The 23,456-nt window shown below is 60.0% G+C and carries 17 protein-coding genes; 9 read left to right on the top strand and 8 right to left on the bottom strand.

What is annotated here, in order from left to right:
* Positions 1-1,369 precede the first annotated feature (1,369 nt).
* The 4 genes from ACYVAC_RS15450 to ACYVAC_RS15465 form a co-directional block, all read right to left on the bottom strand.
* A complete protein-coding gene (locus tag ACYVAC_RS15450) occupies positions 1,370-1,804 on the bottom strand; it encodes a hypothetical protein (RefSeq protein WP_461098645.1) in 435 nt (144 codons plus the stop codon).
* Between the two features lie 172 nt (positions 1,805-1,976).
* A complete protein-coding gene (locus ACYVAC_RS15455) occupies positions 1,977-2,411 on the bottom strand; it encodes a hypothetical protein (protein WP_461098646.1) in 435 nt (144 codons plus the stop codon).
* A gap of 103 nt (positions 2,412-2,514) precedes the next feature.
* On the bottom strand, positions 2,515-2,949 hold the full coding sequence (locus tag ACYVAC_RS15460; RefSeq protein WP_461098647.1) for a hypothetical protein: 435 nt from the start codon (positions 2,947-2,949) through the stop codon (positions 2,515-2,517).
* Positions 2,950-3,066: 117 nt separating this feature from the next.
* On the bottom strand, positions 3,067-3,747 hold the full coding sequence (locus ACYVAC_RS15465; RefSeq protein ID WP_461098648.1) for a M15 family metallopeptidase: 681 nt from the start codon (positions 3,745-3,747) through the stop codon (positions 3,067-3,069).
* Between the two features lie 300 nt (positions 3,748-4,047).
* On the opposite strand from ACYVAC_RS15465, the gene ACYVAC_RS15470 reads away from it, so the two are divergent.
* Positions 4,048-5,283, top strand: a complete 1,236-nt coding sequence (locus tag ACYVAC_RS15470) for a nucleoside recognition domain-containing protein (protein ID WP_461098649.1) — start codon at positions 4,048-4,050, stop codon at positions 5,281-5,283.
* Positions 5,284-5,369: 86 nt separating this feature from the next.
* Entirely contained in the window at positions 5,370-5,549 is a 180-nt protein-coding gene (locus ACYVAC_RS15475; RefSeq protein ID WP_461098650.1) for a hypothetical protein, read from the top strand.
* Here the strand turns inward: ACYVAC_RS15475 and ACYVAC_RS15480 are convergent.
* A complete protein-coding gene (locus tag ACYVAC_RS15480) occupies positions 5,542-6,195 on the bottom strand; it encodes a DUF1345 domain-containing protein (RefSeq protein WP_461098651.1) in 654 nt (217 codons plus the stop codon). The two genes, ACYVAC_RS15475 and ACYVAC_RS15480, sit on opposite strands and share 8 nt — an antisense overlap.
* Before the next feature lie 115 nt (positions 6,196-6,310).
* Here ACYVAC_RS15480 and ACYVAC_RS15485 point away from each other — a divergent pair, with 115 nt between their 5' ends.
* From ACYVAC_RS15485 to ACYVAC_RS15495, 3 genes are all read left to right on the top strand, one after another.
* Positions 6,311-7,621, top strand: a complete 1,311-nt coding sequence (locus ACYVAC_RS15485; RefSeq protein WP_461098652.1) for an APC family permease — start codon at positions 6,311-6,313, stop codon at positions 7,619-7,621.
* Positions 7,622-7,716: 95 nt separating this feature from the next.
* A complete protein-coding gene (locus ACYVAC_RS15490; RefSeq protein WP_461098653.1) occupies positions 7,717-8,877 on the top strand; it encodes a trans-sulfuration enzyme family protein in 1,161 nt (386 codons plus the stop codon).
* A 184-nt stretch (positions 8,878-9,061) separates the two neighbouring features.
* Positions 9,062-12,052, top strand: a complete 2,991-nt coding sequence (locus ACYVAC_RS15495) for a glycoside hydrolase family 3 N-terminal domain-containing protein (protein WP_461098654.1) — start codon at positions 9,062-9,064, stop codon at positions 12,050-12,052.
* Between the two features lie 99 nt (positions 12,053-12,151).
* On the opposite strand, the gene ACYVAC_RS15500 is transcribed toward ACYVAC_RS15495, so the two are convergent.
* From ACYVAC_RS15500 to ACYVAC_RS15510, 3 genes are all read right to left on the bottom strand, one after another.
* Complete coding sequence (locus ACYVAC_RS15500; protein ID WP_461098655.1) at positions 12,152-15,439, bottom strand: S41 family peptidase; 3,288 nt, start codon at positions 15,437-15,439, stop codon at positions 12,152-12,154.
* A gap of 113 nt (positions 15,440-15,552) precedes the next feature.
* On the bottom strand, positions 15,553-17,445 hold the full coding sequence (locus tag ACYVAC_RS15505) for an amidophosphoribosyltransferase (protein WP_461098656.1): 1,893 nt from the start codon (positions 17,443-17,445) through the stop codon (positions 15,553-15,555).
* Positions 17,446-17,645: 200 nt separating this feature from the next.
* Positions 17,646-18,185, bottom strand: coding sequence for a hypothetical protein (locus ACYVAC_RS15510; protein ID WP_461098657.1), 540 nt, complete (start codon positions 18,183-18,185; stop codon positions 17,646-17,648).
* A gap of 260 nt (positions 18,186-18,445) precedes the next feature.
* On the opposite strand from ACYVAC_RS15510, the gene lpdA reads away from it, so the two are divergent.
* The 4 genes from lpdA (at position 18,446) to ACYVAC_RS15530 (ending at position 23,440) form a co-directional block, all read left to right on the top strand.
* On the top strand, positions 18,446-19,846 hold the full coding sequence (lpdA, locus tag ACYVAC_RS15515) for a dihydrolipoyl dehydrogenase (RefSeq protein ID WP_461098658.1): 1,401 nt from the start codon (positions 18,446-18,448) through the stop codon (positions 19,844-19,846).
* Between the two features lie 287 nt (positions 19,847-20,133).
* Positions 20,134-21,498: a M28 family peptidase gene (locus ACYVAC_RS15520; protein ID WP_461098659.1), complete on the top strand. Its 1,365-nt coding sequence runs from the start codon at positions 20,134-20,136 to the stop codon at positions 21,496-21,498.
* Positions 21,499-21,675: 177 nt separating this feature from the next.
* Complete coding sequence (locus ACYVAC_RS15525; protein WP_461098660.1) at positions 21,676-22,278, top strand: RNA polymerase sigma-70 factor; 603 nt, start codon at positions 21,676-21,678, stop codon at positions 22,276-22,278.
* 133 nt (positions 22,279-22,411) lie between these two features.
* On the top strand, positions 22,412-23,440 hold the full coding sequence (locus ACYVAC_RS15530) for a FecR family protein (protein ID WP_461098661.1): 1,029 nt from the start codon (positions 22,412-22,414) through the stop codon (positions 23,438-23,440).
* Positions 23,441-23,456: the final 16 nt, after the last annotated feature.

Below are 23,456 nucleotides of genomic sequence, written 5' to 3' on the forward strand. Positions count from 1 at the left end.
CGTCGCCGTGAGTTGCGTACCCGCCACTGTACCACTCACATCAAGCTTTGTCGTGATTGACCCGCTGGTGTGGATGATGGTCCCCTCTACGAGACCTGGCGCAGCGTTGGCCGACAACCGAACATCAATCGTATAGTTGATCGAACCGTCGACGGGCTGGATGACGGGTGGCTTGTTCGTAAAGCCGCCAATGCCACCCCAATCCATTTCATAGCCTTCGGGTACCGTTATAGTTATCGGTGCAGTGAGATTGCGACCTGTTAGCTGGTAGCTCTTGGATTCTGAAACTTTGTACTGATTACTCGTAAAACCCGCCAGTGGGTTGGGCGTTACCGTCAATTCAGGATCCTGTACAGGCGGTTGCTCTTCAGCAGGTGGCTGCGGGGCTGTAACCTCACCGCTGAGGGGTACTGTAGTCTTGGCACTCCCGGCTTCAACCGTAAGCTCACCGCTCGTAAGCCCCGGCGTCGCAGACGCTGCCTGAATTACTTGAATTGTTCGCGCAAAATCACCACCATCGTTAGGTATACTGATTTTGGTATAATAGCCATCTGCGTAATCGTCAAGCAGGAAGCCTTTTGGGGCAGTTATCACCACAGAGCCCTTCGGTAGGTTTTTTCCCTCAACGGTCAACTTCTGAGGAGCCGATGGCTCGTTGACCAGGGCCGTAAACCCCGCCAGTGAATTGGGTGTCGCCTTTAGCGTTGGCACTAAGGCAGTGACCTGGCCGCTGAGAGGTACTTGGATAACGGGGCCCATATAATACTCTATGAAAAAATTACTGCTCGTAGGCCCCACCTTCACAGACGCTCGCTGGCGTATCTTGATCGTTGTCTTCGTAAACGGCTGAAATGTAAAGTCACCCTGGGCAACATAGTTTCCGTTATAGAAAAACTCGAAGCCTCCACCTGTAAATACCTGTACATATAATTCGGAGGATTCTTTATTCTCGATAAGTAACTCCTTTGGATCTGAAGGCTGGTTGACCGGAGCGGTGAACCCCGACAGCTTGTCGGGGGTAATTACTAGTTGCGCCCGGGCGGTACTCCCCCCCAGCAGCAGGGTCAGTAGCCAGACCAGTGTTGTTGTTAAGACAAGTAGTTGTTTACGCATTGTTTATCACGGTTAAATGAAGCATCGAAAATACGATACGGTTGTCGATAGCGTTGGCACGGACGCCGACTTTGAGGTTGAATCACCCCTTTTTTGAGTGCGAAGCCACGCACCTTCCTGTCAGTAAGTCACCAGACAGGCACAAAACACCCAACCCCCTATACGACAATCGCCCCGACCGGTAGGGTCGGGGCGACGAGTCTATGCAATCCGTATGATCAGAATGGTTTGGATACGACTGGGGGCAGGCTCGGCTTTAGTTTACCGTGCCGCTTACGCCTACCCGGGCGCTGGCACTGCCCATCAGTTCCGAAGAACCCTGGATATCGATGCTGCCGCTTACCGGGCCAGCCTGCTTGCCCGTCAGTCTAACCCAGATGGTTGCATGGCCGCTGGCCGATACCGAGTGGCCGTAGCCACTGCCTTCCTGAAGGCTGATCTCGAAACCGTCGGGAGCGGTGATATTGGTGTGTTCCATCGAGCCCGTGAGGTCGTACTTCTTGGGTGCCGATGGCTTACCCACGCTGGTCGAAAACCCCGACAGCGACGTTGGCGACACCGACAGGGCACCACCCGTGCCGCCTAGACTCGTGTTTACATTACCGTTGTTGGTTGCCTGCGCCTGCGCGCTCATGGCTGCACCCATCATCAGAAAACCGGCTACCAGGGCAACCCGTACTTGCTTTTTCATAGATTAAGATCTGTTTACGTAGGCGGCAAAGATAATCGACGCGGGGGGATCCGGGTCAGTGTTTCCTGGGTTTGAGGCTGAACCGCGGGTTTTCTGAGTGCGAACACACCCGGGCCGTTTCGCCGATTACCTGAAAAGCAACCGGCGCGACCACTGCTGCTACCGCCCGGAGCTACTCGACTACCCCCTTTATAGGCACTTCGAGCTGCACACCGGGCTTCCTCGTCGGCGCGCCCTGCAACAGAATACCGCCGTTGATAGCCGTAACGTTGCTACCATCCAGCCGGACCCAGATGGTGGTCGGCAGCCCCTGGACCTCGAGCGCATCCGTATAGCCCCCTGTTTCGCTCTGGCTGATCTGAACACCGGGCGACGCCCGCAGGCCCGCGTAGGGCGAGGTGCCGGAGAGGGTGAATTTCTGCGGGGCCGAGGGCTTGCCCTGTTTGGTGGCAAAACCCGTCAGTGCCGACGGCGTGGCCGACAACGAGCCCGGGGCATCCTCCTGCGCGGCTGTTTCTTCACTATGTTGGGTCTGCGCCTGAGCGCTCAACGTGCCGGCCAGCAGCAGCAGGCTAATGGCCAAAACAAAATGTAGGGTCTTTTTCATGGGATATACTTTGTTTACGGGATAGTCTGTGCCGACTAAAATTGGCGGGTGCTGGCGGCTAATCGGCCCCGCCACCAACAAGACATGACGGGCGACAACGTGCTTAGTTGACCCGGCTGCTCACCGGGAATGATACCGATCGTACACTCCCCCCTTCCTGCGAGCCCTCGATCCGTACGGTACCGTTGGCACTTTGCGCCGGGTTGCCCAGCGATCGGATATACACCATGAATTCCCCGTCTTCCGACACCTGCTCACTGAACGGGCCATCGGCCGACAGGCTTAACTCAAAGCCGGGAGTTACGCTTACGTGTTTGGTCGTGATTGTTCCCCCAACTCGAACTGAGCACGGGCGGGCCTGAGCGTCTTTGGCGACCGGCACATCGCTCAGGTTATCGGTCATCATCAGGTAATAGACCGGTTTAAAGCGGTAGTCGGTTGTGCGGGGCGGGCGGGGAGTCATCTGTGCCCGGGCGCTAAGGGTACCGGCCAGCAGCAGCAGGCTAGTGGCCAGGACAAAACGTAGGCTCTTGTTCATGGGTTACGGGTCTATTTACGTGGTCAGCAAACCTACATAATCCGCTTCTGTTCAGCCGCTCGCCGGTGCTGCGTTGTGGCTGAACCGCCCTTTTTTTGAGTGCGAACGGCCCGGTCATTACCGCACGGGGCTATACGTGGCTTTGGCACGGGCCCGCGACAGGGCGTTGAAATGCCACCATTCGTATTCGATCCGCATGAAGCCCGCCCGCTCCATGGCCTCGCGCAGGATCAGGCGGTTGGCCAGCTGCGCCCGGGTAAGCCGCCCCGTCTGCACCAGCTGGGCTTCCCGCTTCGGATAGGCCAGTTCGCCAAAGTAGTCGAAAGGCGTGCCCATGTCGAGGGGTTGGCCATCGGCCGTGGCCACCGTCAGATCGACGGCACAGCCGTAGCTGTGTATGGAGCCCTCGCGCGGGTCGGCCACGTACTGCCGGCGCTGGCGGGGGGGCATCTGCGGCAGGGCGTCCCAAAGGGCCTGCTGCGCCCGCTGGGGCCGGGCCGCATCGTAGACCAGCAGCCGCAGGTTGGGGTGGCGCTGCTGCAGGTAGCGGCTGGCCGTGGCCAGTTTCAGGGCAGCCATCGGCTGGAGATACGCCCGCGTCAGCTCGCCATACACATCGCGGCCGACAAAGTTCTGCGTGGTCGAATACGCCAGCGCCACCTGGATCGATGGGTCGGCCTGCTGCACATCCACCAGCCCCTGCCGAATCATAGCCGCTTCGTAGGGCTGGGCGAAAGTTATAAACGGCGAAAGCGCGAACGAGAGAAAGAGCGAAAGCCGTTGTGTGGCTGCGCGCATGAGCGAAAGAGTGAACGAGCGAACGAGCGACCAGGCCGGCCGTTGTGTGACTGCGTGAATGAGCGAATGAGTGGATGAGCGGACCCGCGAACGCACTGGCGAACACAGGGCTGGTTGGCGCAGCGGGCGGGCAGGTGAGGTGGCTGAACAGGCAGGGCGCATCGGTAAGGCGGGTAGAAAGTTGATTTATGCCGGGCTATGGCGTAAACTTACGGCATTTGCCGAACGGGCCGTGCCCCCACCCGTTGGCACGCTCGCTCTTTCACTCATTCGCTCTTTCACTCTTTACCTCTTCTCCTCTTGGCGCTCAACTACATCTGGGTTCTTTTCTTTCTGATTGCTTTTCTGGTGGCGCTGGTGAAGCTGGTGCTGTTTGGCGACACGGAAATTTTCAAACTCATCGTGGAAGGGCTCTTCGATTCGTCGAAAGCCGCCGTGATGGATATTGCCCTGCCCCTGGCCGGGGTCATGACCTTTTTTCTGGGGTTGCTCAACATCGGCGAGAAAGCCGGCGCCATCAATTTTCTGGCCCGGCTGATCGGCCCGTTTTTTCATAAGCTGTTTCCCGAAGTGCCGATCAATCACCCGGCCAACGGGCAGATGATTATGAACTTCTCGGCCAACATGCTCGGCCTCGACAATGCCGCCACGCCCTTCGGGCTTAAAGCCATGGCGAGTTTGCAGGAGCTGAACCCGCAGAAAGACACGGCCTCCAACGCCCAGATCATGTTTCTGGTGCTGCACACCTCGGGCCTGACCATTATTCCGCTCAGCATTATGGCGCAGCGGGCCATTCTGGGGGCCAAAGACCCATCCGACATCTTTATTCCGTGCCTGATTGCGACCTACGTGGCCACCGTGGTAAGCATGATTGCCGTGGCCCTCAAACAGCGCATCAACCTGCTCAACACCACGGTGCTGGGCTGGCTGGGCGGTATCACGAGCCTGATCGGGCTGGCGCTGTGGTATCTGGCGGGCAAACCGAAAGAGGAAATCGAAATGATTTCGAAAGTAACGGGCAACCTCATCCTGATGCTTATTATCGTGGCCTTTCTGCTGGGTGCCCTGCGCAAACGGGTAGATATCTTCGACGCCTTCGTGGAAGGAGCCAAAGGAGGCTTCGAAACGTCGGTGCGCATCATTCCGTACCTCGTGGGCATGCTGGCGGCTATCAGTGCCTTCCGCACCTCGGGTGCCATGGATTACGTGATCGACGGCCTGAAATACGCTTTCAGCCTGACGGGCCTCAACACCGAATTTACCGATGCCCTGCCGGTGGCGCTGATGCGGCCGCTGAGCGGCTCAGGTTCGCGGGCGCTCATGATCGACGCCATGAAACAGTTCGGCCCCGACTCGTTTGTGGGGCGCCTGGCCTGCATGTTTCAGGGCGCGGCCGACACCACGTTCTACATCGTGGCCCTGTATTTCGGCTCGGTTGGCATCCGCAATTCGCGCTACGCCATTCCGTTCGGATTGTTTGCCGATCTGATGGGGGTGATTGCCGGCATTGCGCTGGGCTACTTCTTTTTTCACTAACCCGCGCCGGCCGGGCTGGTAAACTTTCCCGGTCAACAACACATTATACCCCTGCAGGCCCTCTGACCCGGCCTGCCGCTCTCCGTATGAATATCAATCAGGTTCGCGAACAGCTCCACCTGCTCATCGACGAGGTCGATGATCTGTACGTACTCAATGGCCTTTACCGGAACCTGCTGGCCGACAAGCGGCAGCGGGATGCCTACGAAAAAGAACTTGCCGAGAAAGCGAAGAAACAGCCCCGCAGCGGCCACCGGGCTAGCTAATCAGCCCCGACAGCCCGCTGATGGTGAGGGCAATAATCACCGCGTTGAACGCAAACGACAGTACGCCATGCACGAGGGCCGTTCGGCGCATGGGCTTCGACGCAACCGCCACGTCGGACACCTGACTGGTCATGCCGATCACAAACGAGAAGTACGCGAAATCGAGGTAATCGGGCTCCTCGTCGTCGGGAAACTGCAGGCCGCCGGGCCTTTTTTGCTGTGTCGGGCTATCGCCGTAGTACAGATGGGCGTAGCGGATGGTGAACACGGTATGCACCAGTGTCCAGGAGCACAGCACCGACAGCACGGCCAGCACCACGCGCCAGGTCCGGTTGTCTTTGGTCAGGGCATCGAGCAGAGCAATCACTACGAAGAGGCTGAACACGGCAGCCGCAAACACAAACACCGATATCCAGACGCGGCTCGAATCCTGCAGCCGCGACATGGCCGGCAGATCGCGCGGGTGGGCCACGGTGATCGTGATCCACATCAGCGTGAGGGTGGTCAGCGAGAAGCCCAGCCATACCATAGCCACCCGGGCGGGCCAGCTGAGCTGGGGCGAGGTGAGCACGGCCACCAGACCCGCCACCACAAGGGCGCAGATCAGGCGGTGGTGGGCGTCGAGATGACTGATTCGAAGCAGCATAAGCAGGACAAAAACAGAGATTAAGCGTAACCAGGCCCCATACGGATGTCAAACGTACGGGTTGCTGCCTATCTTACGCAGCCGATCGATTGCAGCAGCCCGGTTGGTTTCGCCCATGATACAACCTAAACTATCGGCTTTTGATTTAACCATGATCGTGGTTAGTCTGGTGATTGGCATCGGTATTTTCCGAACGCCGGCCATTGTGGCCCAGGCCGCCGGCGACTCAACCATTTTTTTCGGGGCCTGGGTTACGGGGGGCCTCGTTAGTTTGTGCGGGGCCCTGACCTTCGCTGAAATCGGTTCGCGCAAACCGGTAGCCGGCGGTTTCTACAAACTGATCTCCGACGCCTTTCACCCCGTTTTCGCGTTCATGCTCAACTGGGTGATCGTGCTGACCTACGGAGCGGGCAACGCCGGGGTGGCGCTGATTGGAGCCGAATACATCAACCCCCTCCTGCCCGATGCCCTCCACGGCCCGGCCGGTATCCGCGGCACGGTGATCGTCACCATCCTGCTGTTCTACGGCATCAACCTGCTCGGCATTCGCTCGGGCGCCCGTACCCAGAATCTGCTCAGCGGCCTGAAGATCGGGATGATGGCGCTGCTCTGCGCCGGGGCGTTTCTGGCGCCGATGGGGCAGCCAGCGGCTACAGCCCCCACGCCCTCGCCCACCTATTCGGCCGGCATGGCATTTTTCGCCAGTCTGATTGCCGTTTTCTACACCTACGGCGGCTACCAGCAGGTGCTTAACTTCGGCGCCGACGTAACCAACCCCCACCGCAACACCCCCCGCGGTATCATTGGCGGCATGCTGCTGGTGATGGCGCTTTACCTGACGCTCAACTACGCCTACGTGCACCAGCTTGGCTTCGGGCAGCTCGCCCAGTCGAAACTCGTGGCGGCCGATCTGGCCCGGGCGCTCACCGGCAATCTGGGCTACCAGTTTTTCTCCATCGCCATTTTCGTGTCGGTACTCGGCTATCTCAACGCCAGTTTGCTCTCGCTGCCCCGCGTGTACTACGCCATGGCCGAGGATGGTATTCTGCCGCCGATTTTCAAGCGCGTCAACAGCCGCACCCAGACCCAGGAGTTTGCCCTCACGTTTCTGGTGGTGGTTATGCTGCTGTCGCTGTTCTTTCTGGGCACCTTCGAAAAAATCGTCAGCTACGTGATGTCGATCGACAGTCTGGCGCTGGCCAGTGCGGCCGCCACGCTGTTTGTGTTTCGCCGGCGGGCCGCCGGCAGTCCGGCGTATACGGGCTACCGGGTCTGGGGCTACCCCGTACTGCCGGCCCTGTTTATCGGCTTTCTGCTGGTCGTATCGGCCAACGTAATCCTGACCGACCCCGGCCCGGCAGCTATTGGCTGGGCCCTGTTTCTAAGCGGCTGGCCACTGTATCATGTACTGAAGCGGACTTTTTAAACCCGTGCTCCGGCTCCTTGCCCCCATACCAACCGCGGGGTTGGATGCGAAACATAATACACTTAAAACCCCTTGACTGACTACCGAATACTGTAATGGACCTTTCCTACATCCTCAACGAACTGGGCGAAGAGCGCGACCAGTATTTCAACGCCATTGCGCCCCCCATTATCCAGAGCAGCAACTTCACGTTTCCGAGCGTGGCGGCCATGCGCGCCGATCTGCAGTTCGAAAACGAGCGGCACTTCTACACCCGCGGCAACAACCCCACGGTGGCCATTCTGCGGAAGAAGCTGGCCGCCCTCGAAGGCACCGAAGACTGTCTGGCCATGGCCAGTGGCAGTGCGGCCATTGCGGCCGCCGTGCTGGCCAACGTACAGCAGGGCGACCACATCGTTTGTGTGCAGAAGCCCTACAGCTGGACCACCCGGCTCCTGCGCGACTACCTGCCCCGCTTCGGCGTTACGACCACCTTTGTCGATGGTACCGACGTGGCCAACTTCGCCAACGCCATCCGCCCCGAAACACGCCTGATTTACCTTGAATCGCCCAATACGCTTACGTTTGAACTGCAGGACCTGCGCGCCGTGGCCGACCTGGCCAAAGCCCATAACATACTGACCCTGATCGACAACAGCCACTGCACCCCGCTTTTCCAGCGCCCCGCCGACCTGGGTATCGATATCGTATTGCACTCAGGCTCGAAGTATTTCGGGGGTCACTCCGACACGGTAGCGGGGGTTATCTGCGGATCGACGGCTATGATCCGGAAAATTTTCTTTGGCGAATACATGACCCTGGGCGGCATCATCTCGCCCCAGAACGCCTGGCTGCTGTTGCGCGGTCTGCGTACCCTGCCCCTCCGTCTGCAGCGCTCCGACGACAGCGCCCGGCAGGTAGTAGCCTTTCTGGAGCGTCACGCAGCGGTGAGCCGGGTTTACTTTCCGCTGGCCGACAGCCACCCGCAGATCGAGCTGGGCCGGCGCCAGATGAGTGGCTGTGGCGGGCTCATCACCATCTCGCTCAACACCGATCAGGTAGCCGCCGTCGATGGCTTTGCCGACCGGCTTCGGCGTTTCCTGTTGGGGGTGTCGTGGGGTGGTCACGAATCGCTGGTCTTTCCGGCCAGTGTGGGCTACGCGTCGGGCACCGCCGAGCCCGGCGATACAGGGTTCAACTTTATCCGGCTCTACGTAGGCCTCGAAGACCCAGGCGTGCTGATCGACGACCTGCGCCAGAGTCTCGACGCGCGCTAAGGGGGCATGACTCGACCGACGGCATAGCCGGTTACGGCTTACCCACCCACTACCGTGCCGCCTGTTCGGGGCGGCCTGTAGCCCCATGCCGCGGCCGTTTGGGACACTCCGCCAAACCAGTTCATGCCCCAAGCCGTACCTTTTCGTACTTTTACCCGCTCAAGTCTCAACGCTTTTCGTGCTTATGCCTCGTTGCCGGTTCCTCGTCGTTTTCCTCTGCCTGCTCAGTGCCGCGTTTGCGAACGCCCAATCCAGTCAGCCGCCGTTTCTGAAACCCGATCCACGGATCAATCAATGGGCCGACTCGGTGTTTGCCACCCTTACGCCCGACGAGCGCATCGGCCAGCTCATTATGGTGGCGGGCTACTCCAACCGCACGCCGGCTTACGAAGATTCGCTCGTTACGCTTGTCCGGACCAATCGGCTGGGTGGGGTGGTTATGTTTCAGGGCGGTCCCGTCCGACAGGCCAAGCTGACGAACCGGCTGCAGGCCCTCTCGGCGGTGCCGCTGCTGATTGCCATGGATGCCGAATGGGGCCTGGCCATGCGGCTCGACAGCACCGTACGCTACCCCTACCAGATGACGCTGGGCGCCATGGTCGGCAACGATTCGCTGCTCTACCGCATGGGCGCCAACCTGGCCCGGCAGGCCCGCCGGCTGGGCGTTCACGTTAACTTCGCCCCGTCGGTCGACGTGAATAACAACCCCAACAATCCGGTTATCAACTTCCGGTCGTTTGGCGAAAACAAGTACCTGGTGGCCCGCAAAGCCCTCGCCTACATGCAGGGTATGCAGGATAACCAGCTGCTGACGAGCATCAAGCACTTTCCTGGCCACGGCGACACGGGTACCGATTCGCACTACGACCTGCCCCTGATTGCCAAGAGCCGCGCCGATCTCGACTCGCTCGAACTGTATCCGTTCCGGCAGCTGATCCGGGCCGGAGCCGCGGGCGTCATGGTGGCCCACCTGAGCATTCCCGCCCTCGACACCACCCGCAACCGCCCCTCTACCCTCTCGCCAGCCATCGTGACCAATCTCCTCAAAAACGAGCTTGGTTTTCGGGGGCTGGTCTTCTCCGACGCCATGAACATGAAGGGGGTTACGAAGTATTTCCCGTCGGGGCAGGCCGACGAACTGGGGCTCGAAGCGGGTATGGATGTACTGGAGTTTACGAGCGATGTGCCGGCCGCGCTGGCGCAGATCAAACAGGCCCTGGCCGACGGGCGGCTCAACCAGGCCTCGCTCGATGCCCGCTGCCTCAACGTGCTGCGCGCCAAAGCCTGGGCCGGGCTTGACCGCTACAAACCCGTTGTACTCGACAATCTGGTGCGCGACCTGAACCCGGTAGCCGATGAACTGCTGAACCGGCAGCTCATCGAAAAAAGCCTGACGGTACTGAAAAACGACCGCAACCTGCTGCCGCTGCAGCGGCTCGATACCCTGCGCATTGCGTCGATAGCCGTCGAGAGCGATCAGGTAACGGCATTCCAGCGCATGGCCGCCAACTACACGCAGGTCGATGCGTTTACCGTGTCGTCGAAAACGCCCGACTCGACCCTGGCCGTACTGCGCGATTCGCTCGAAAAATACAACCTGCTGCTGGTGGATGTGCACCTGACCAACATCCGGCCCACGCGCTACGGCCTGCAGGCCCGCACGGCCGCTCTCGTGAGCGACCTGGTAGCTACGGGAAAAGCCGTTGTCACGGTATTCGGCAACCCCTACGCTATCGACAAACTGACGCTGCCCGCCGACAGCAGCACCAACCGCTCGATTGAGCAGGCGCGGGCGCTGGTGATGCCTTATCAGCTGACTACCAACACCGAGGAACTGGCCGCCCAGCTTATTTTCGGCGCTATCGGGGCCGAAGGCAAACTGCCCGTTACGATCAACCAGCGTTTTCGGGCCGGCGACGGGCTGGCTGTTCGGTCGCTGGGCCGGATCAAATACACCATTCCCGAAGAGGTGGGTATCGACGGCGCCTATCTGGCGCAGCAGGTCGATTCACTGGTCAACGTGGGCCTGACCAAACGGGCATTCCCGGGCTGCGTGGTGCAGATGGCCAAAGATGGCAAGGTGATTTTCCGGAAAGCCTATGGGCAGCACACCTACGATGCCTCGCTGGGGGCCGAGCCCCAGGCCGTGCAGATCGACGACCTGTTCGACCTGGCGTCGGTCACGAAAGTAAGCACCTCGACGCCCGCGCTGATGCGGCTCGTGGATGAGAAGAAGTTTAACCTCGACGGCAAAATGGGCGATTACCTGCCCGACTTCAAAAAATCGAACAAAGCCGATCTGGGCTGGCGCGACGTGCTGACCCACCAGGCCCGGCTGAAGGCCTGGATTCCGTTCTGGCAGACCACCAAAAACCCTGACGGCAGCTGGAAACCCAAAACGTTCAAAAACGAGCGGTCGGGCCGTTACCCGATCGAAGTAACCGACAGTCTGTACGAATTCAAGAATTATCCGAAGGTTATTTTCGAGCAGATCAAAGACTCGCCCCTCAACGCCAAGAAAGAATACGTGTATTCCGACCTGTCGTTTTACCTGTACCCGCAGATCGTGAAGCGCCTGACGGGGGTGCCGTTTGAAGAGTACCTGAAAAGCACCTTCTACCGCCCGCTCGGCGCCACCACCCTGACCTACAACCCGCGCCGGTTCTATTCGCTCAACCGCGTCGTGCCGACCGAATACGACTCGCTGTTCCGAAAAACGCTGATCTGGGGTCGGGTGCACGACGAAGGAGCGGCCATGCTGGGCGGTCTGTCGGGCCACGCGGGGCTGTTCGGTTCGGCCAACGACCTGATGAAGCTGATCGAACTTTACCGACGCGGAGGCAGCTACGCGGGGCAACAGTTTATCTCGAAAGCAACGCTGGCCGAGTTTACGCGCTACCAGTTTCCGGAGCAGGGTAACCGCCGGGGCCTCGGTTTCGAGAAACCGTCGTTTACCTACACAGGCAACGCGCCCCGCTCGGCCACCAAAGACAGCTTCGGCCACTCGGGCTTCACGGGCACCTTTGTGTGGGTCGAGCCGGCCAGCAACCTGTCGTACGTGTTTCTGTCGAACCGGGTCTACCCCACCCGCAACAACAACCTGATCAGCACGCTGAATACGCGCACCTACGTGGCCGAAGCGCTCTACCGCGCTGTGAAGCGGGGGATTCAATAAAAACCGACAGCCAAAAACAGGCGCCCCGATCAACGAACCTGATGGTTTCCGTTGGTCGGGGCGCCTGTATTTGGTCGTCCGCGTGTTCGTTGGCCAAACCTATTTACCGGCTTTGCCGCCTTTTGCGTCGTCGAGTTGCCTGAGCAGTTCCGTAACGGCAGTACTCAGCTGGGTATTCTGTTCGGTATAGCTTTCGCCGATGGGGCGCGACACGGTGATATCGACGGGGCGCGGAGCCAACTCCATATTCTTGCCCCGGTTATCGGTGATGCGCGAGAACGGCAACCGGATCGTCGACCCATCGATAAGCGAGGCCGACGACGTGAAAATAATCCAGCCCGCCGTGGGCTCGCCCACCACCGTACCCAGTTTCAGTGTCCGATAGCCTTCGGTAAAATCTTCGGCGTCGGACAGTGAGTGCTGATTCGTTACCAGAATAGTCGGTGTTTCGAGCGCGCGCTGCCCCAGCTGCGTGCGGGCCGGGGCCGGCGGCAGGCCCCGCGACGTCATGGTCAGGTAGCCTTTGCGGGCAAACACGTCGATCGCGTAGGGGTTCACAAACCCGCCGTTGTTGTTCCGCACATCGATCACGACCCCTTCGCGCGCGTGGTTGTCGGCGTCCAGATCGAGATAAAGCTGATTGAGCGACTCCGACGACATATCGAACATGTGGACATAGCCCAGCCGCCCGCCACTGGCCTTATCGACGTAGGCCCGCTGCTGCTGTACCCACTGCTTGTAGAGCAGCCCTTTTTCGGTGGCCAGGTTAACCGGCTGCAGGCTCACGTCCCGCGGGGTGCCGGTCGGGGTGGAGGCTACACCGATCGTTAGCCGCCGGCCAATTTTGTTATTCAGCAGCTGATCGAGGTTGGTCGTCCCGTCAATCGGTTCGCCATCGACCGACAGCAGGTAGTCGCCCGGCTTCACGGTGCCCGCCAGCGCGGCCGGTCCCAGATTCACCACTTCGGTAATCAGCAGCTTGCCCGTAGTTTCGTAGGTAATGCGGTCGAAACGCAGCCCCAGCCGCCCGGTCGTAATGTCGACACCGCCGGCCGGCCCTGCCACACCCGAGTGCGATGCGTTCAGCTCGCCTACCATCAGGTTCAGCAATCGGCGCAGTTCGTCGGGGGTGCGGACACCGGCGGCCAGCGGCTCATACTGCTCCCGCACCGCCTGCCAGTTGGTGCCGTGGAATGTCGAGTCGTAGAATGCTTTCTGTTGTACATCCCACGCCTGCCGGAATACCTGCAGCTTCTCCGTGTCGAAATCGACATCCAGTTCGGCCGTAACGGCCAGCGGCTTAGGTTCGCGCCGGTCGAGCGTTACCGACTGAATCCGGCCCTGCTCCAGGTAAAAGACCTCTTTTCCATCGGCCGTAAACTGGGCATCGCTTTTCGAACCCGGCGTGGTGGTAAGCTGCCGCGCCACCGGGCGTTCCGGGCTCGTTTCGTCGAGCGAGTAGGTGTACAGGTTCTGCCGGTCGCCCACGGTGGCAATCATGAGCAGTGTTTTACCGTCTTTGCTGATCGACTGCTCATCCACTTCTACGCCCACCGGCAGCAGACTCAGCCGTTGCCGGATGCCGTCGAACACGATGGTTGTAGCCGCAGGACCCGATGTTTTGGGTTTGGCGGCCGTCGTGTCGGCGGGGGTCTGCCGGGTCGACCGCTCGGTGCGGGCGGGTGGCGTTGCGGGCGTCACGTTTTTCGGCGACTCCTCGTTGAACAGCTCCCGGAACTGATCTTCCCGGAATCGGGGCAGGCGCGGCACCAGATCGACCCGGGCCAGCTGCGCCGTTTCGGTACGCTGGGTGGTGCCGAACAGGATGTATTTGCCGTCGGGGCTCCAGTCGATGTTGCCGCCGAAGGTATTAGCCAGAAAACTCACGGGGCGGCTCTCGCCACCGGCCGCCGGTACCACCCACACATTGCGGAAGGTTTTGGCACCGTAAGCCACAAACGCCACCCATTTGCCATCGGGCGACCAGGCCAGCGTGCCGGTACCGGCAAACGGCGCCCGGCCCAGGTAGCCCCGGTACAGCACACGCTCCTTTTTGGCCGCCAGATCCAGCAGCCGCAGCTCCTGCCCGTTGCGCATAAACACCACCGATTTGCCATCGGGCGACACCACCGGCGAACTATCGTCGAGTTTATCGCTCGTCAGCTGTGTTTCGGTGCGGGTCGTAAATGAATACTGGTAGAGGTTGGCGCTGCCGTTGCGCGTGCTTACGTAGAGCAGACTGCGGCTGTTGGGCAGCCAGGCCAGCTGCGACTCGAGGGCCGGCGTGGCACTGACCCGAACGGCGTCGCCCCCGTCTTTGGCCGACGCGGCAAACACGTCGCCGTGGGCCGTGAAGGCTACTTTTTTACCATCGGGCGATAGGGCCAGCCCCCGAAACTGCGTAGTCAGCTTAAGGTGATTGACCGCCATGCCGGCAGCCGCCCCCCGCAGCCGGATGGGAACCGCCGTGGCCTGTTTGGCGGCCAGATCGTACCGGTAAATCTGGAAGTCGCGCTCGAACACGATCGACCGGCCATCGGCGCCCATCGACGGCCAGAGCACCCGGCCGTCGGTGAAGTTCGTCAGTTTGACAGCCTCACCGTTCAGGGGTTTCGACCACAGGTTCTGGGTGCCGCCCCGGTCCGAAACAAAGAAGATGGTTTTGCCATCGGGGCTCCACAACGGCCACAGCTCTTTGGCACCACCGGTGGTCAGCCGCTCGTAGGCCGGCTTATCGCCTTTTTTGGTGCCAATGGCGCAGGTCCACAGCTCGGTCTGGTCGAGGTGGCTGCTGCCCCGGCGCCACCACTGGGCCGCGGCAATACCCCGCGCCGAAAACGCCAGTTTCGACCCGTCGGGCGAGGGCGCCCCGAAAAACTCACTGGCGTAGCGGTCGGCCGTAACGGGCATGGGCGTGCCGCCCGTGATGGCTACCCGGTAGATGTCGTTCATACTCGAAATGTCGCGGCTGGTCGACTGGAAATAGACCATCCTACTGTCGGGCGACCAGGCCGAGAGGCTCTCCGCCCCATCGTCGTAGGTCAGCCGGCGCAGGGCACCGGTTTCGAGTGTCAGCACGTAGATGTCGCCATTGCCCGAGCGCGTCGACCCGAAGGCCAGGTACCTGCCATCGGGCGAGTAGAGCGGCCGCGATTCGTTGTCGGCGTGCGACACCAGCAGCCGGGCTTCACCCCCGGCGGTGGGTACGCTCCAGATATCGCCCCCCGACACAAAGGCGATTTCGCGCCCATCGGGCGAGAGGGCGGGTTCGGCAAAGGCATAGCGCGGGGCGGCCGGGGCGGGTGCCTGTGCCCGGCCGGTCGGGGCCAGGCCCGCCCATAGCGCGAGCAGCAGCGCCGGAGTTCGCAGCGAGTAATGACGTATCATGCAGACTTTGATTAGCGAAACCGTTCGGGGCCGAACGGCCAATCCGTAATAATACAAAAAGAGACGCAGTTGCCGGCGTCTCTTTTTGATGAGTGGTTTCGTTCGCAAATCGCCTAGTAGGCGCGTACCAGCCGGCCTTCCATGAAATTGACGAAGGCTTTGTTGACTACGTTGTTGCCACCCGGCGTGGGGTAATTACCGGTAAAGTACCAGTCGCCAATGTGGTTGGGGCAGGCTTTGTGCAGGTTCTCGACCGTCTGATAAACCACCGCTACCTCGGCCCGCAGGTCGGACGGCGTGACGATCTGAGCCACCTTGCGCGACAGCTCGTCGTGGGTGAAGGAGTCGAACAGCGCCTTCACGTAGTTTTGCTGGCTGGCATTGCCCGACTCGATGGCGGCTACGCTCTGCGCATACACTTCGTCGACCACGTTGTCCATGCCGCGCTCGCGCAGCAGTTCGAGAGCCGCCCGGAAGGCCACAAACTCCTTGAACTTCGACATATCGATGCCGTAGCAGTCGGGGAAGCGAATCTGGGGGGCCGACGATACGATAATGATCTTTTTGGGACCCAGCCGGTCGAGCATCCGCAGAATACTTTTCTCCAGCGTGGTGCCGCGTACGATCGAGTCATCAACAACGACCACGTTGTCGATTCCTTTCCGGATCACTTCGAAGGTCGTGTCGTACACGTGCGACACCATCTCGTCGCGCTGCGAATCGTCGGCGATAAACGTCCGCATCTTCACATCTTTCGACACCAGTTTTTCGACCCGGGGCCGGAACGACAGCACCCGGTCGAGTTCTTCCTCGAACAGGATACCATCCATAATGGCTTTTTTACGCTGTTTGGCCAGATGCTCTTCCAGCCCTTCTACCATGCCAAAAAACGCGGTTTCGGCGGTGTTCGGGATGTAGGAGAACACCGTATTCTCGAGGTCGTAGTCGATCTCTTTGAGAATCTGCGGAATCAGCAGTTTGCCCAGTGTTTTGCGTTCGTTGTAAATATCGGGGTCGGTAGCCCGCGAAAAGTAGATCCGCTCGAAGCTGCAAGACCGTTTTTCGATGGGTTCGACAAACTGCATTTCGTTGTACTCGCCGTATTTGTCGATGATCAGCGCGTGGCCGGGCTGCACCTCCCGAATTTCGCTGTACTCGGCGTTGAAGGCCGTTTTGATGGCGGGCTTTTCCGAGGCTACCACCACCACTTCGTCGTCGGCATAGTAGTAGGCGGGCCGGATGCCAGCCGGGTCACGGGCGACGAACGCAGCGCCGAAACCGGTCATACCCACCATGGCATAGCCCCCGTCGAAGTCGCGGCACGAGCGGTGCAGCACGCGCTGCATGTCGAGGTTGTCTTCAATAATATCCGACAGTTCGGGGTTTTCGTAGATGCCCTTGAAGCGATCGAACACGCGCTGGTTTTCTTCATCGAGGAAATGGCCGATTTTTTCCATCACCGTCACCGTATCGACTTTATCCTTGGGGTGCTGCCCCAGCGATACCAGCTTGTCGAACAGGTTGTCGACGTTGGTCATGTTGAAGTTACCCGCCATAACCAGGTTACGACTGCGCCAGTTGCTTTGGCGGAGCATGGGGTGGCAGTTCTCAATTTCGTTGGCACCGTGCGTACCGTAGCGCAGGTGGCCCATCCAGACCTCGCCCGTAAAGGCCACGTTTTCCTGGAGCCATTTAGCGTCTTTGGCGTTTTCCTTGTTGCCTTTGATGGCCTTCCGGAATTTCTTGTTCACCTTCTCGAAAATGTCGGTAACGGGGCGCTGGTCGACCGAGCGGTACCGGCTGATGTAGCGGTGACCGGGGGGCACATCGAGTTTGATATTGGCGATACCGGCTCCATCCTGGCCCCGGTTTACCTGCTTTTCCATGAGCAGGTAGAGTTTATTAGCGCCGTAGAGCGCCGTACCGTATTTGTCGATGTAGTACTGATACGGTTTGCGGAGCCGAATAAGGGCAATACCGCACTCGTGTTTGATCGCGTCGCTCATAACTGGGGCCGTTGGAAGCGTGTGTGTCGCCGGAGCAGTTGATTGTTCAGGTTGATGGAGTCGTAACGGGTCGGGCCTTACTTTCGTTCGGTCCGGGCCGCAGACAATGGGTATGCAAAGGTAGACAAAGCGGGTCGAAATGGTCGGGGCAATACGCCGGCGGGGCGCAACTTTTTGCCAAGTTGCGCCCCGCCGTCTGGTTAGTTTACCCGTCCATCGACCGTAAACGTATTTTTATCGAAATAAGCCAGTTTCTGGTAGCCGTCGAGCCGGTAGTGGCTAATGCCCCAGGGTTGCCCGCCCGCCGGGCCGCCGTCGAGGGTCAGGTGCCGCTCCGACGAATAAAGCGGATTGCTGGTTCGCAGCACAGCCTCGATATGCCGGGGTTTGCGGGTGGCCGGATCGATCCGGACCAGCAGCGACCGCACCGTCAGTTTTTCTTCCGTCGGCTTCAGCGTGTACTGGTACGTGAGCGAATCGGGGCGGCTGATCTGGTAACTGGTACGAAGCGCCGGCTTGTTGATATCGACCTGCGTAAAGAGTTCCAGTTCGCGGGTCCAGTTGATGGTTCGGGTCGTGTGCTCGTCGCGCTTTTCGTTGACCAGTACCGACTTCTTTACCAGCGGCTTAGCCGCCGAAAGCGCCTTGATCTGCTGGTGAACAAAGCCCGCTACGTCGTAATAGACGGGGGGCTGGTTGAGCTGCGCGGTTTCGTTACACCCGCTCAGGAGCAACGCCAAACCAGCACAGACGGAGACGACTAGTCGCATAAATAGGCACAAAACGAAACCCAGTAAACAGGGGCCCCGCCGGTTCTGCAACACGAATTTTTGGAAATCGGTTTAGTCAATCGAATTGTGAACCAAATTTGCACCCGTAATGCTAAGCATATGTATGGTTTACAGGATTCAGTTTACAGTTTCCGGTTATCGCTGAATGGCGATTAGCTTTCTGAAAACTGTGGACCGAAAACCGAAAACCCAACATCTCTAATCTGACCATGGAATACGACGTAATTATTATCGGCTCAGGACCGGGTGGTTACACCGGGGCGATCCGCTGCGCGCAGCTGGGCCTGAAAACGGCGATCATCGAGAAATACGACACCCTGGGCGGCACCTGCCTCAACGTAGGCTGTATTCCGTCGAAGGCCCTGCTCGACTCGTCGGAACATTTTTACAACGCGGCCCACACCTTCGCCGAACACGGGATCAAACTGGCCGACCTGCAGGTCGATCTGGCCCAGATGATTGCCCGCAAAACAAACGTGGTCGATCAGACGACCAAGGGCATTACGTTCCTGATGAAGAAAAACAAGATCGACGAACTGCACGGCATGGGCTCGTTCGTTGATCCGCACACCATCAAAATTACCAAGGCCGACGGCAGCGAGCAGACCATTAAAGGCAAGAACATCGTGATTGCCACGGGCTCGAAGCCCATGTCGTTTCCGTCGATGCCCATCGACAAGAAGCGGGTCATCACCTCGACCGAAGCCCTCAACCTGACCGAAGTACCCAAGCACCTGATCGTGATCGGGGCGGGTGTAATCGGGGCTGAGCTGGGCTCGGTCTACGCCCGCCTGGGTGCAAAAGTATCGTTCGTGGAGTTTGCCGACTCGATGATTCCGACCATGGACAAAACGATGGGGAAAGAGCTGCAGCGGGCCATGAAAAAGCTCGGTGCCGACTTCTACTTCAAACACAAGGTAACCAAGGTCGAAAACACGGGCGATGACGTTGTTGTCAGTGTCGATACGCCCGATGGCAAGTCGATTACCCTCAATGGCGACTACTGCCTGGTGTCGGTGGGTCGCCGGCCCTATACCGACGGGCTGAACCTCGAAGCCGCCGGCCTCAAAACCGACGAGCGGGGCAAGATCGAAGTCGACAGCTACCTGCGCACGAGCGTACCCCACATCTACGCCCTGGGCGACGTGATTCGGGGCGCCATGCTGGCCCACAAAGCCGAGGAAGAAGGCACGTTCATTGCCGAAACCATCGTGGGTCAGAAACCCCACATCCACTACCGCCTGATTCCGAACGTGGTGTACACCTGGCCGGAAGTGGCTGCCGTGGGCTATACCGAAGAAGAAGTGAAAGCCGAGGGCATTCCCTATAAAACGGGGTCGTTCCCATTCAAAGCGCTGGGCCGGGCGCGGGCCAGTATGGATATCGACGGGCTGGCCAAAGTGCTGGCGCATAAAGAAACCGACGAAATCCTGGGCGTTCATATCATTGGCCCCCGGGCCGCCGATATGATTGCCGAAGCTGTGGTGGCGATGGAGTTCCGGGCCTCGGCCGAAGACGTCTCGCGGATGTCGCACGCCCACCCGACCTACACCGAAGCGTTCAAAGAAGCCTGTCTGGCCGCTACCGACAACCGGGCCATCAACATGTAGGCTGTCGCTGATAACTCGAGGAAAGACGCAAGAAAAGCGACGCCCGGCCACTCCTCCTGAGAGTGGCCGGGCGTCGCTCTTTTGTGGGCAGGCAGTTTTGGCAGGCGGTAGTCCATGTGGGGCCACGTTGCGGTTGTTCGGGGCGCAGGCGGACGAACGCTGCATACCGGTCCGGCCCGGGAACACAGCCGAAGCGCATGCGGCCGACCGGGCGCGTCGAAGAAGGGATATTGGCAGAAGACCGGGCCTTTTTGTATGTTGCCCGTTCACGAATACAACCTCGCTGCATGAAATCAATCGGTACGCTTCTCGGCCTGCTGCTGGCCGGCACTACACTGGCCCAAAATCCGGATTCGGTCGCCATCCGCCGGATCTATAACGAAACCCTCGGACAGGGCAAATCCTACGAGTGGCTCCGGCACCTCACCAAACAGATCGGGCCCCGGCTCAGTGGCTCGGCCGGCGCCCAAAAGGCGGTCGACTGGACCAGGCAGCTGATGGAGCAACAGGGCTTCGATCGGGTGTTCGTGCAGGAAGTTATGGTGCCCCACTGGGTACGGGGGGCCAAAGAAGAAGCCTATTTTCAGACCGGGCGGCAGAAAGTAACGGTGCCCATTGCGGCACTGGGCGGCTCAGTAGCCACCGGCCCGAAAGGTGTGCAGGCCGGTGTGGTCGAAGTCAAATCCTTTCCGGAACTGCGGGCTCTCGGCACCGCGAACGTGAAGGGTAAAATCGTATTCTTCAACCGCCCCATGGACCCCACCAAAATCAACACCTTCGACGCCTACGGCGGAGCGGTCGATCAGCGGGCCAACGGCGCCACCGAAGCCGCCAAGCTGGGCGCCGTGGGGGCCATTGTCCGGTCAATGACCAACGTACGCGACGACAACCCGCACACGGGCGGCACCCGCTACGGCACGGGCGTACCGCTTATTCCGACGGCGGCCATCAGCACCAACGGTGCCGACCGGCTCAGCCAGGCCCTGCAGGCCGACCCGAGTCTGACGTTCTATTTCAAACAAAACTGTGAAACCCTGCCCGACGCCAAATCCTATAATGTGGTGGGTGAGCTCAAGGGCACCGAAAAACCCGACGAGATCATTGTGGTTGGCGGGCACCTCGACTCGTGGGATCTCTCGGAGGGAGCGCACGACGACGGGTCGGGTTGTGTGCAGGCCATTGAAGTGTTGCGGGTACTGAAAGCCCTCGGCATCAGGCCCAAACGTACGCTCCGGGCCGTCATGTTCATGAACGAGGAAAATGGCCTGCGTGGCGGCATCAAATACGCCGATCTGGCCAAACAGAACAACGAAAAGCACCTGGCCGCCGTCGAATCTGACAATGGCGGTTTTACCCCACGCGGGTTCGGTATTGTGGGCACGCCCCAACAGCGGGCCAAAGCACTGGTCTGGAAACCCCTGCTCGAACCCTACGGCCTGACCGATATCGGCGCGGGCAGTGGCGGGGCCGACATTGGCCCGCTGGCGCAGCAGGGCACGGTCCTGTTTGGATTCAAGCCTGATTCGCAGCGCTACTTCGATTACCACCACACGGCTGTCGACCGGTTCGAGGCCGTGAGCCAGCGCGAACTGGAGCTGGGAGCGGCTTCCATGGCCGCCCTGGTGTATCTGCTCGACCAGCACGGCTTGTAAGGCGCTGGCCCCCTGGCTGGCGCTGGCCCATACCGGCGAGCCATGCGGCTGGTCGAGTACACAATGGCGTAGCCCAGGCATGGGTTACGCCATTGCTTTTACCCTACTTATTCATCAAATAGTATCAATTCGACAGAATGAGTATATTTGCTCAGGTTCTCCGCGTAGCTGCTCCTCATGTCTGCTTCATCACCTTCCTTTTCGTCACTCACCAGCGACGACCTGCTGCTGACGGCGCTGCAGGCGGGAAACCATGACGCGTTCGCGGCCATCTACGACCGCTACTGGAGTGCCCTCTACCGCCTGGCCTACCAGAAGGTACGCTCCCGCGAAGGGGCCGAAGAACTGGTGCAGGAGCTGTTTGTCAGTCTCTGGGCCAATCGCCACCGCACCACCATTCAGCAGCTGCGCCCGTACCTGTTCAGTGCGCTGCGCTTCTCGGTCATCGACAGCATCGAGTCGCAGCGGGTGCAGGAGCGCTTTATAAGCTACTACGAGTCGTTTCTGCTGCAAACCAGCGAACCACCCGCCGATACACTTGGGCTGCGCGACCTGACCAATGCCATCGAAGAAACGCTGCGCCCCCTGCCCGAAAAATCACAGCTCGTATTCCGGCTCAGCCGCTTCGAACAATTGTCTATCCCTGAAATCGCCGATCGGCTGGGACTTTCCGAAAAAGCCATCGAGTATCATCTGGCCAGGGCGCTAAAAGCCGTACGGGCTCAACTCCGCGACATCGCAACGATTGCCGCTCTTATACAACTAGCCGAAGAAATATAACTATAAAAAGATAATCAGACAGAATACACAACCGTACTATAAACTTTCCATGATTCAATAAAATCATTCAGGGCAAACCGGCTCACTGACCGACTTACACTATGAGCGCCCATCTGGGCGGCTCGCCCCCTGAATGACGCCTTCTGAATTTCGACAACTGCTCCAACAATACCGACGCGGTCAGGCGTCGCCGGCCGATGCGCGCCGGGTCGAGGCCTGGTACGACACGCTGGGTACCGATGCCGAACAGCCCACCGATGCCGACGAACAGGATGCGCTACGGGCCCGGATGTGGCAGCAGATCGACGCCCGCACCCGCCCCACCGCCACTGTCCGCCCATTGCCCCTCGTTCGGCAAAGCTGGTTTCGGGCTGCGGCTGCCGCCGTGCTACTCATGGGTTTGTTTGGCTACGGGCTCTGGCAGTGGTCGGCAGGGCGCCCCGACCGGGTAGAGCTGATGACGGTTCGGATGAACAATACCCGCATCCCAATCCGGCTGACACTCAGCGATGGCAGCCGGGTGACGCTCGAACCGGGCAGTTTTCTGCGGTATCCGCGCCGGTTTGCGCGGACCAAGCGCGAGGTACAGCTGACGGGCGAAGCGTTTTTCGACGTAACCCGCCACCCCGATCAGCCCTTTCTGGTCGTAACCGAACGGGTGATTACCAAAGTGCTGGGCACCAGTTTTCGGGTGAAAGCCTACGGCGGCACAGCCAATACGTCGGTGGTCGTCCGAACGGGGAAAGTATCGGTCTTCAGCCGGTCGACCCCTACGACCAGCGCGGCCGAACTGTCGAATGCGGTGGTGCTGGTACCCAACCAGCGGGCGGTGTTTTACGCAGCCAACGCCCGGCTGGTGAAAACCCTGGCCGAAGACCCCGTCCTGCTCACGCCGGCCAGCCAGTCCCCCCGGTTCGAGTTTGCCGACACCCCGTTGCCGGTGGTCTTTCAACAGCTTGAGCAGGCCTACGGCGTCGATTTCGTGTATGACGAAGCGGCCCTGGCCAACTGCACCCTGACCGCCCGGCTGACCAACGAGTCGCTCTACGAAAAGCTGGCGCTGATCAGTGAAGTAACCCACGCCCAATATGACATCATCGATGGTCAGGTCGTGATCGACAGCCGCGGCTGCCGATCGTCGGCCCGGCCCGGTGCGCCCTAGTTGTCCGGCGGCCCCG

The organism is Spirosoma luteolum (assembly GCF_054778875.1).

Coding starts and splice junctions, on each gene's coding strand:
- lpdA (WP_461098658.1), top strand. CDS start 18,446: ATGGAATACGACGTAATTATTATCGGCTCAGGACCGGGTGGTTACACC.
- ACYVAC_RS15490 (WP_461098653.1), top strand. CDS start 7,717: ATGGACCTTTCCTACATCCTCAACGAACTGGGCGAAGAGCGCGACCAG.
- ACYVAC_RS15525 (WP_461098660.1), top strand. CDS start 21,676: ATGTCTGCTTCATCACCTTCCTTTTCGTCACTCACCAGCGACGACCTG.
- ACYVAC_RS15475 (WP_461098650.1), top strand. CDS start 5,370: ATGAATATCAATCAGGTTCGCGAACAGCTCCACCTGCTCATCGACGAG.
- ACYVAC_RS15460 (WP_461098647.1), bottom strand. CDS start 2,949: ATGAACAAGAGCCTACGTTTTGTCCTGGCCACTAGCCTGCTGCTGCTG.
- ACYVAC_RS15520 (WP_461098659.1), top strand. CDS start 20,134: ATGAAATCAATCGGTACGCTTCTCGGCCTGCTGCTGGCCGGCACTACA.
- ACYVAC_RS15480 (WP_461098651.1), bottom strand. CDS start 6,195: ATGCTGCTTCGAATCAGTCATCTCGACGCCCACCACCGCCTGATCTGC.
- ACYVAC_RS15505 (WP_461098656.1), bottom strand. CDS start 17,445: ATGAGCGACGCGATCAAACACGAGTGCGGTATTGCCCTTATTCGGCTC.
- ACYVAC_RS15455 (WP_461098646.1), bottom strand. CDS start 2,411: ATGAAAAAGACCCTACATTTTGTTTTGGCCATTAGCCTGCTGCTGCTG.
- ACYVAC_RS15495 (WP_461098654.1), top strand. CDS start 9,062: ATGCCTCGTTGCCGGTTCCTCGTCGTTTTCCTCTGCCTGCTCAGTGCC.
- ACYVAC_RS15465 (WP_461098648.1), bottom strand. CDS start 3,747: ATGCGCGCAGCCACACAACGGCTTTCGCTCTTTCTCTCGTTCGCGCTT.
- ACYVAC_RS15450 (WP_461098645.1), bottom strand. CDS start 1,804: ATGAAAAAGCAAGTACGGGTTGCCCTGGTAGCCGGTTTTCTGATGATG.
- ACYVAC_RS15500 (WP_461098655.1), bottom strand. CDS start 15,439: ATGATACGTCATTACTCGCTGCGAACTCCGGCGCTGCTGCTCGCGCTA.
- ACYVAC_RS15485 (WP_461098652.1), top strand. CDS start 6,311: ATGATACAACCTAAACTATCGGCTTTTGATTTAACCATGATCGTGGTT.
- ACYVAC_RS15530 (WP_461098661.1), top strand. CDS start 22,412: ATGACGCCTTCTGAATTTCGACAACTGCTCCAACAATACCGACGCGGT.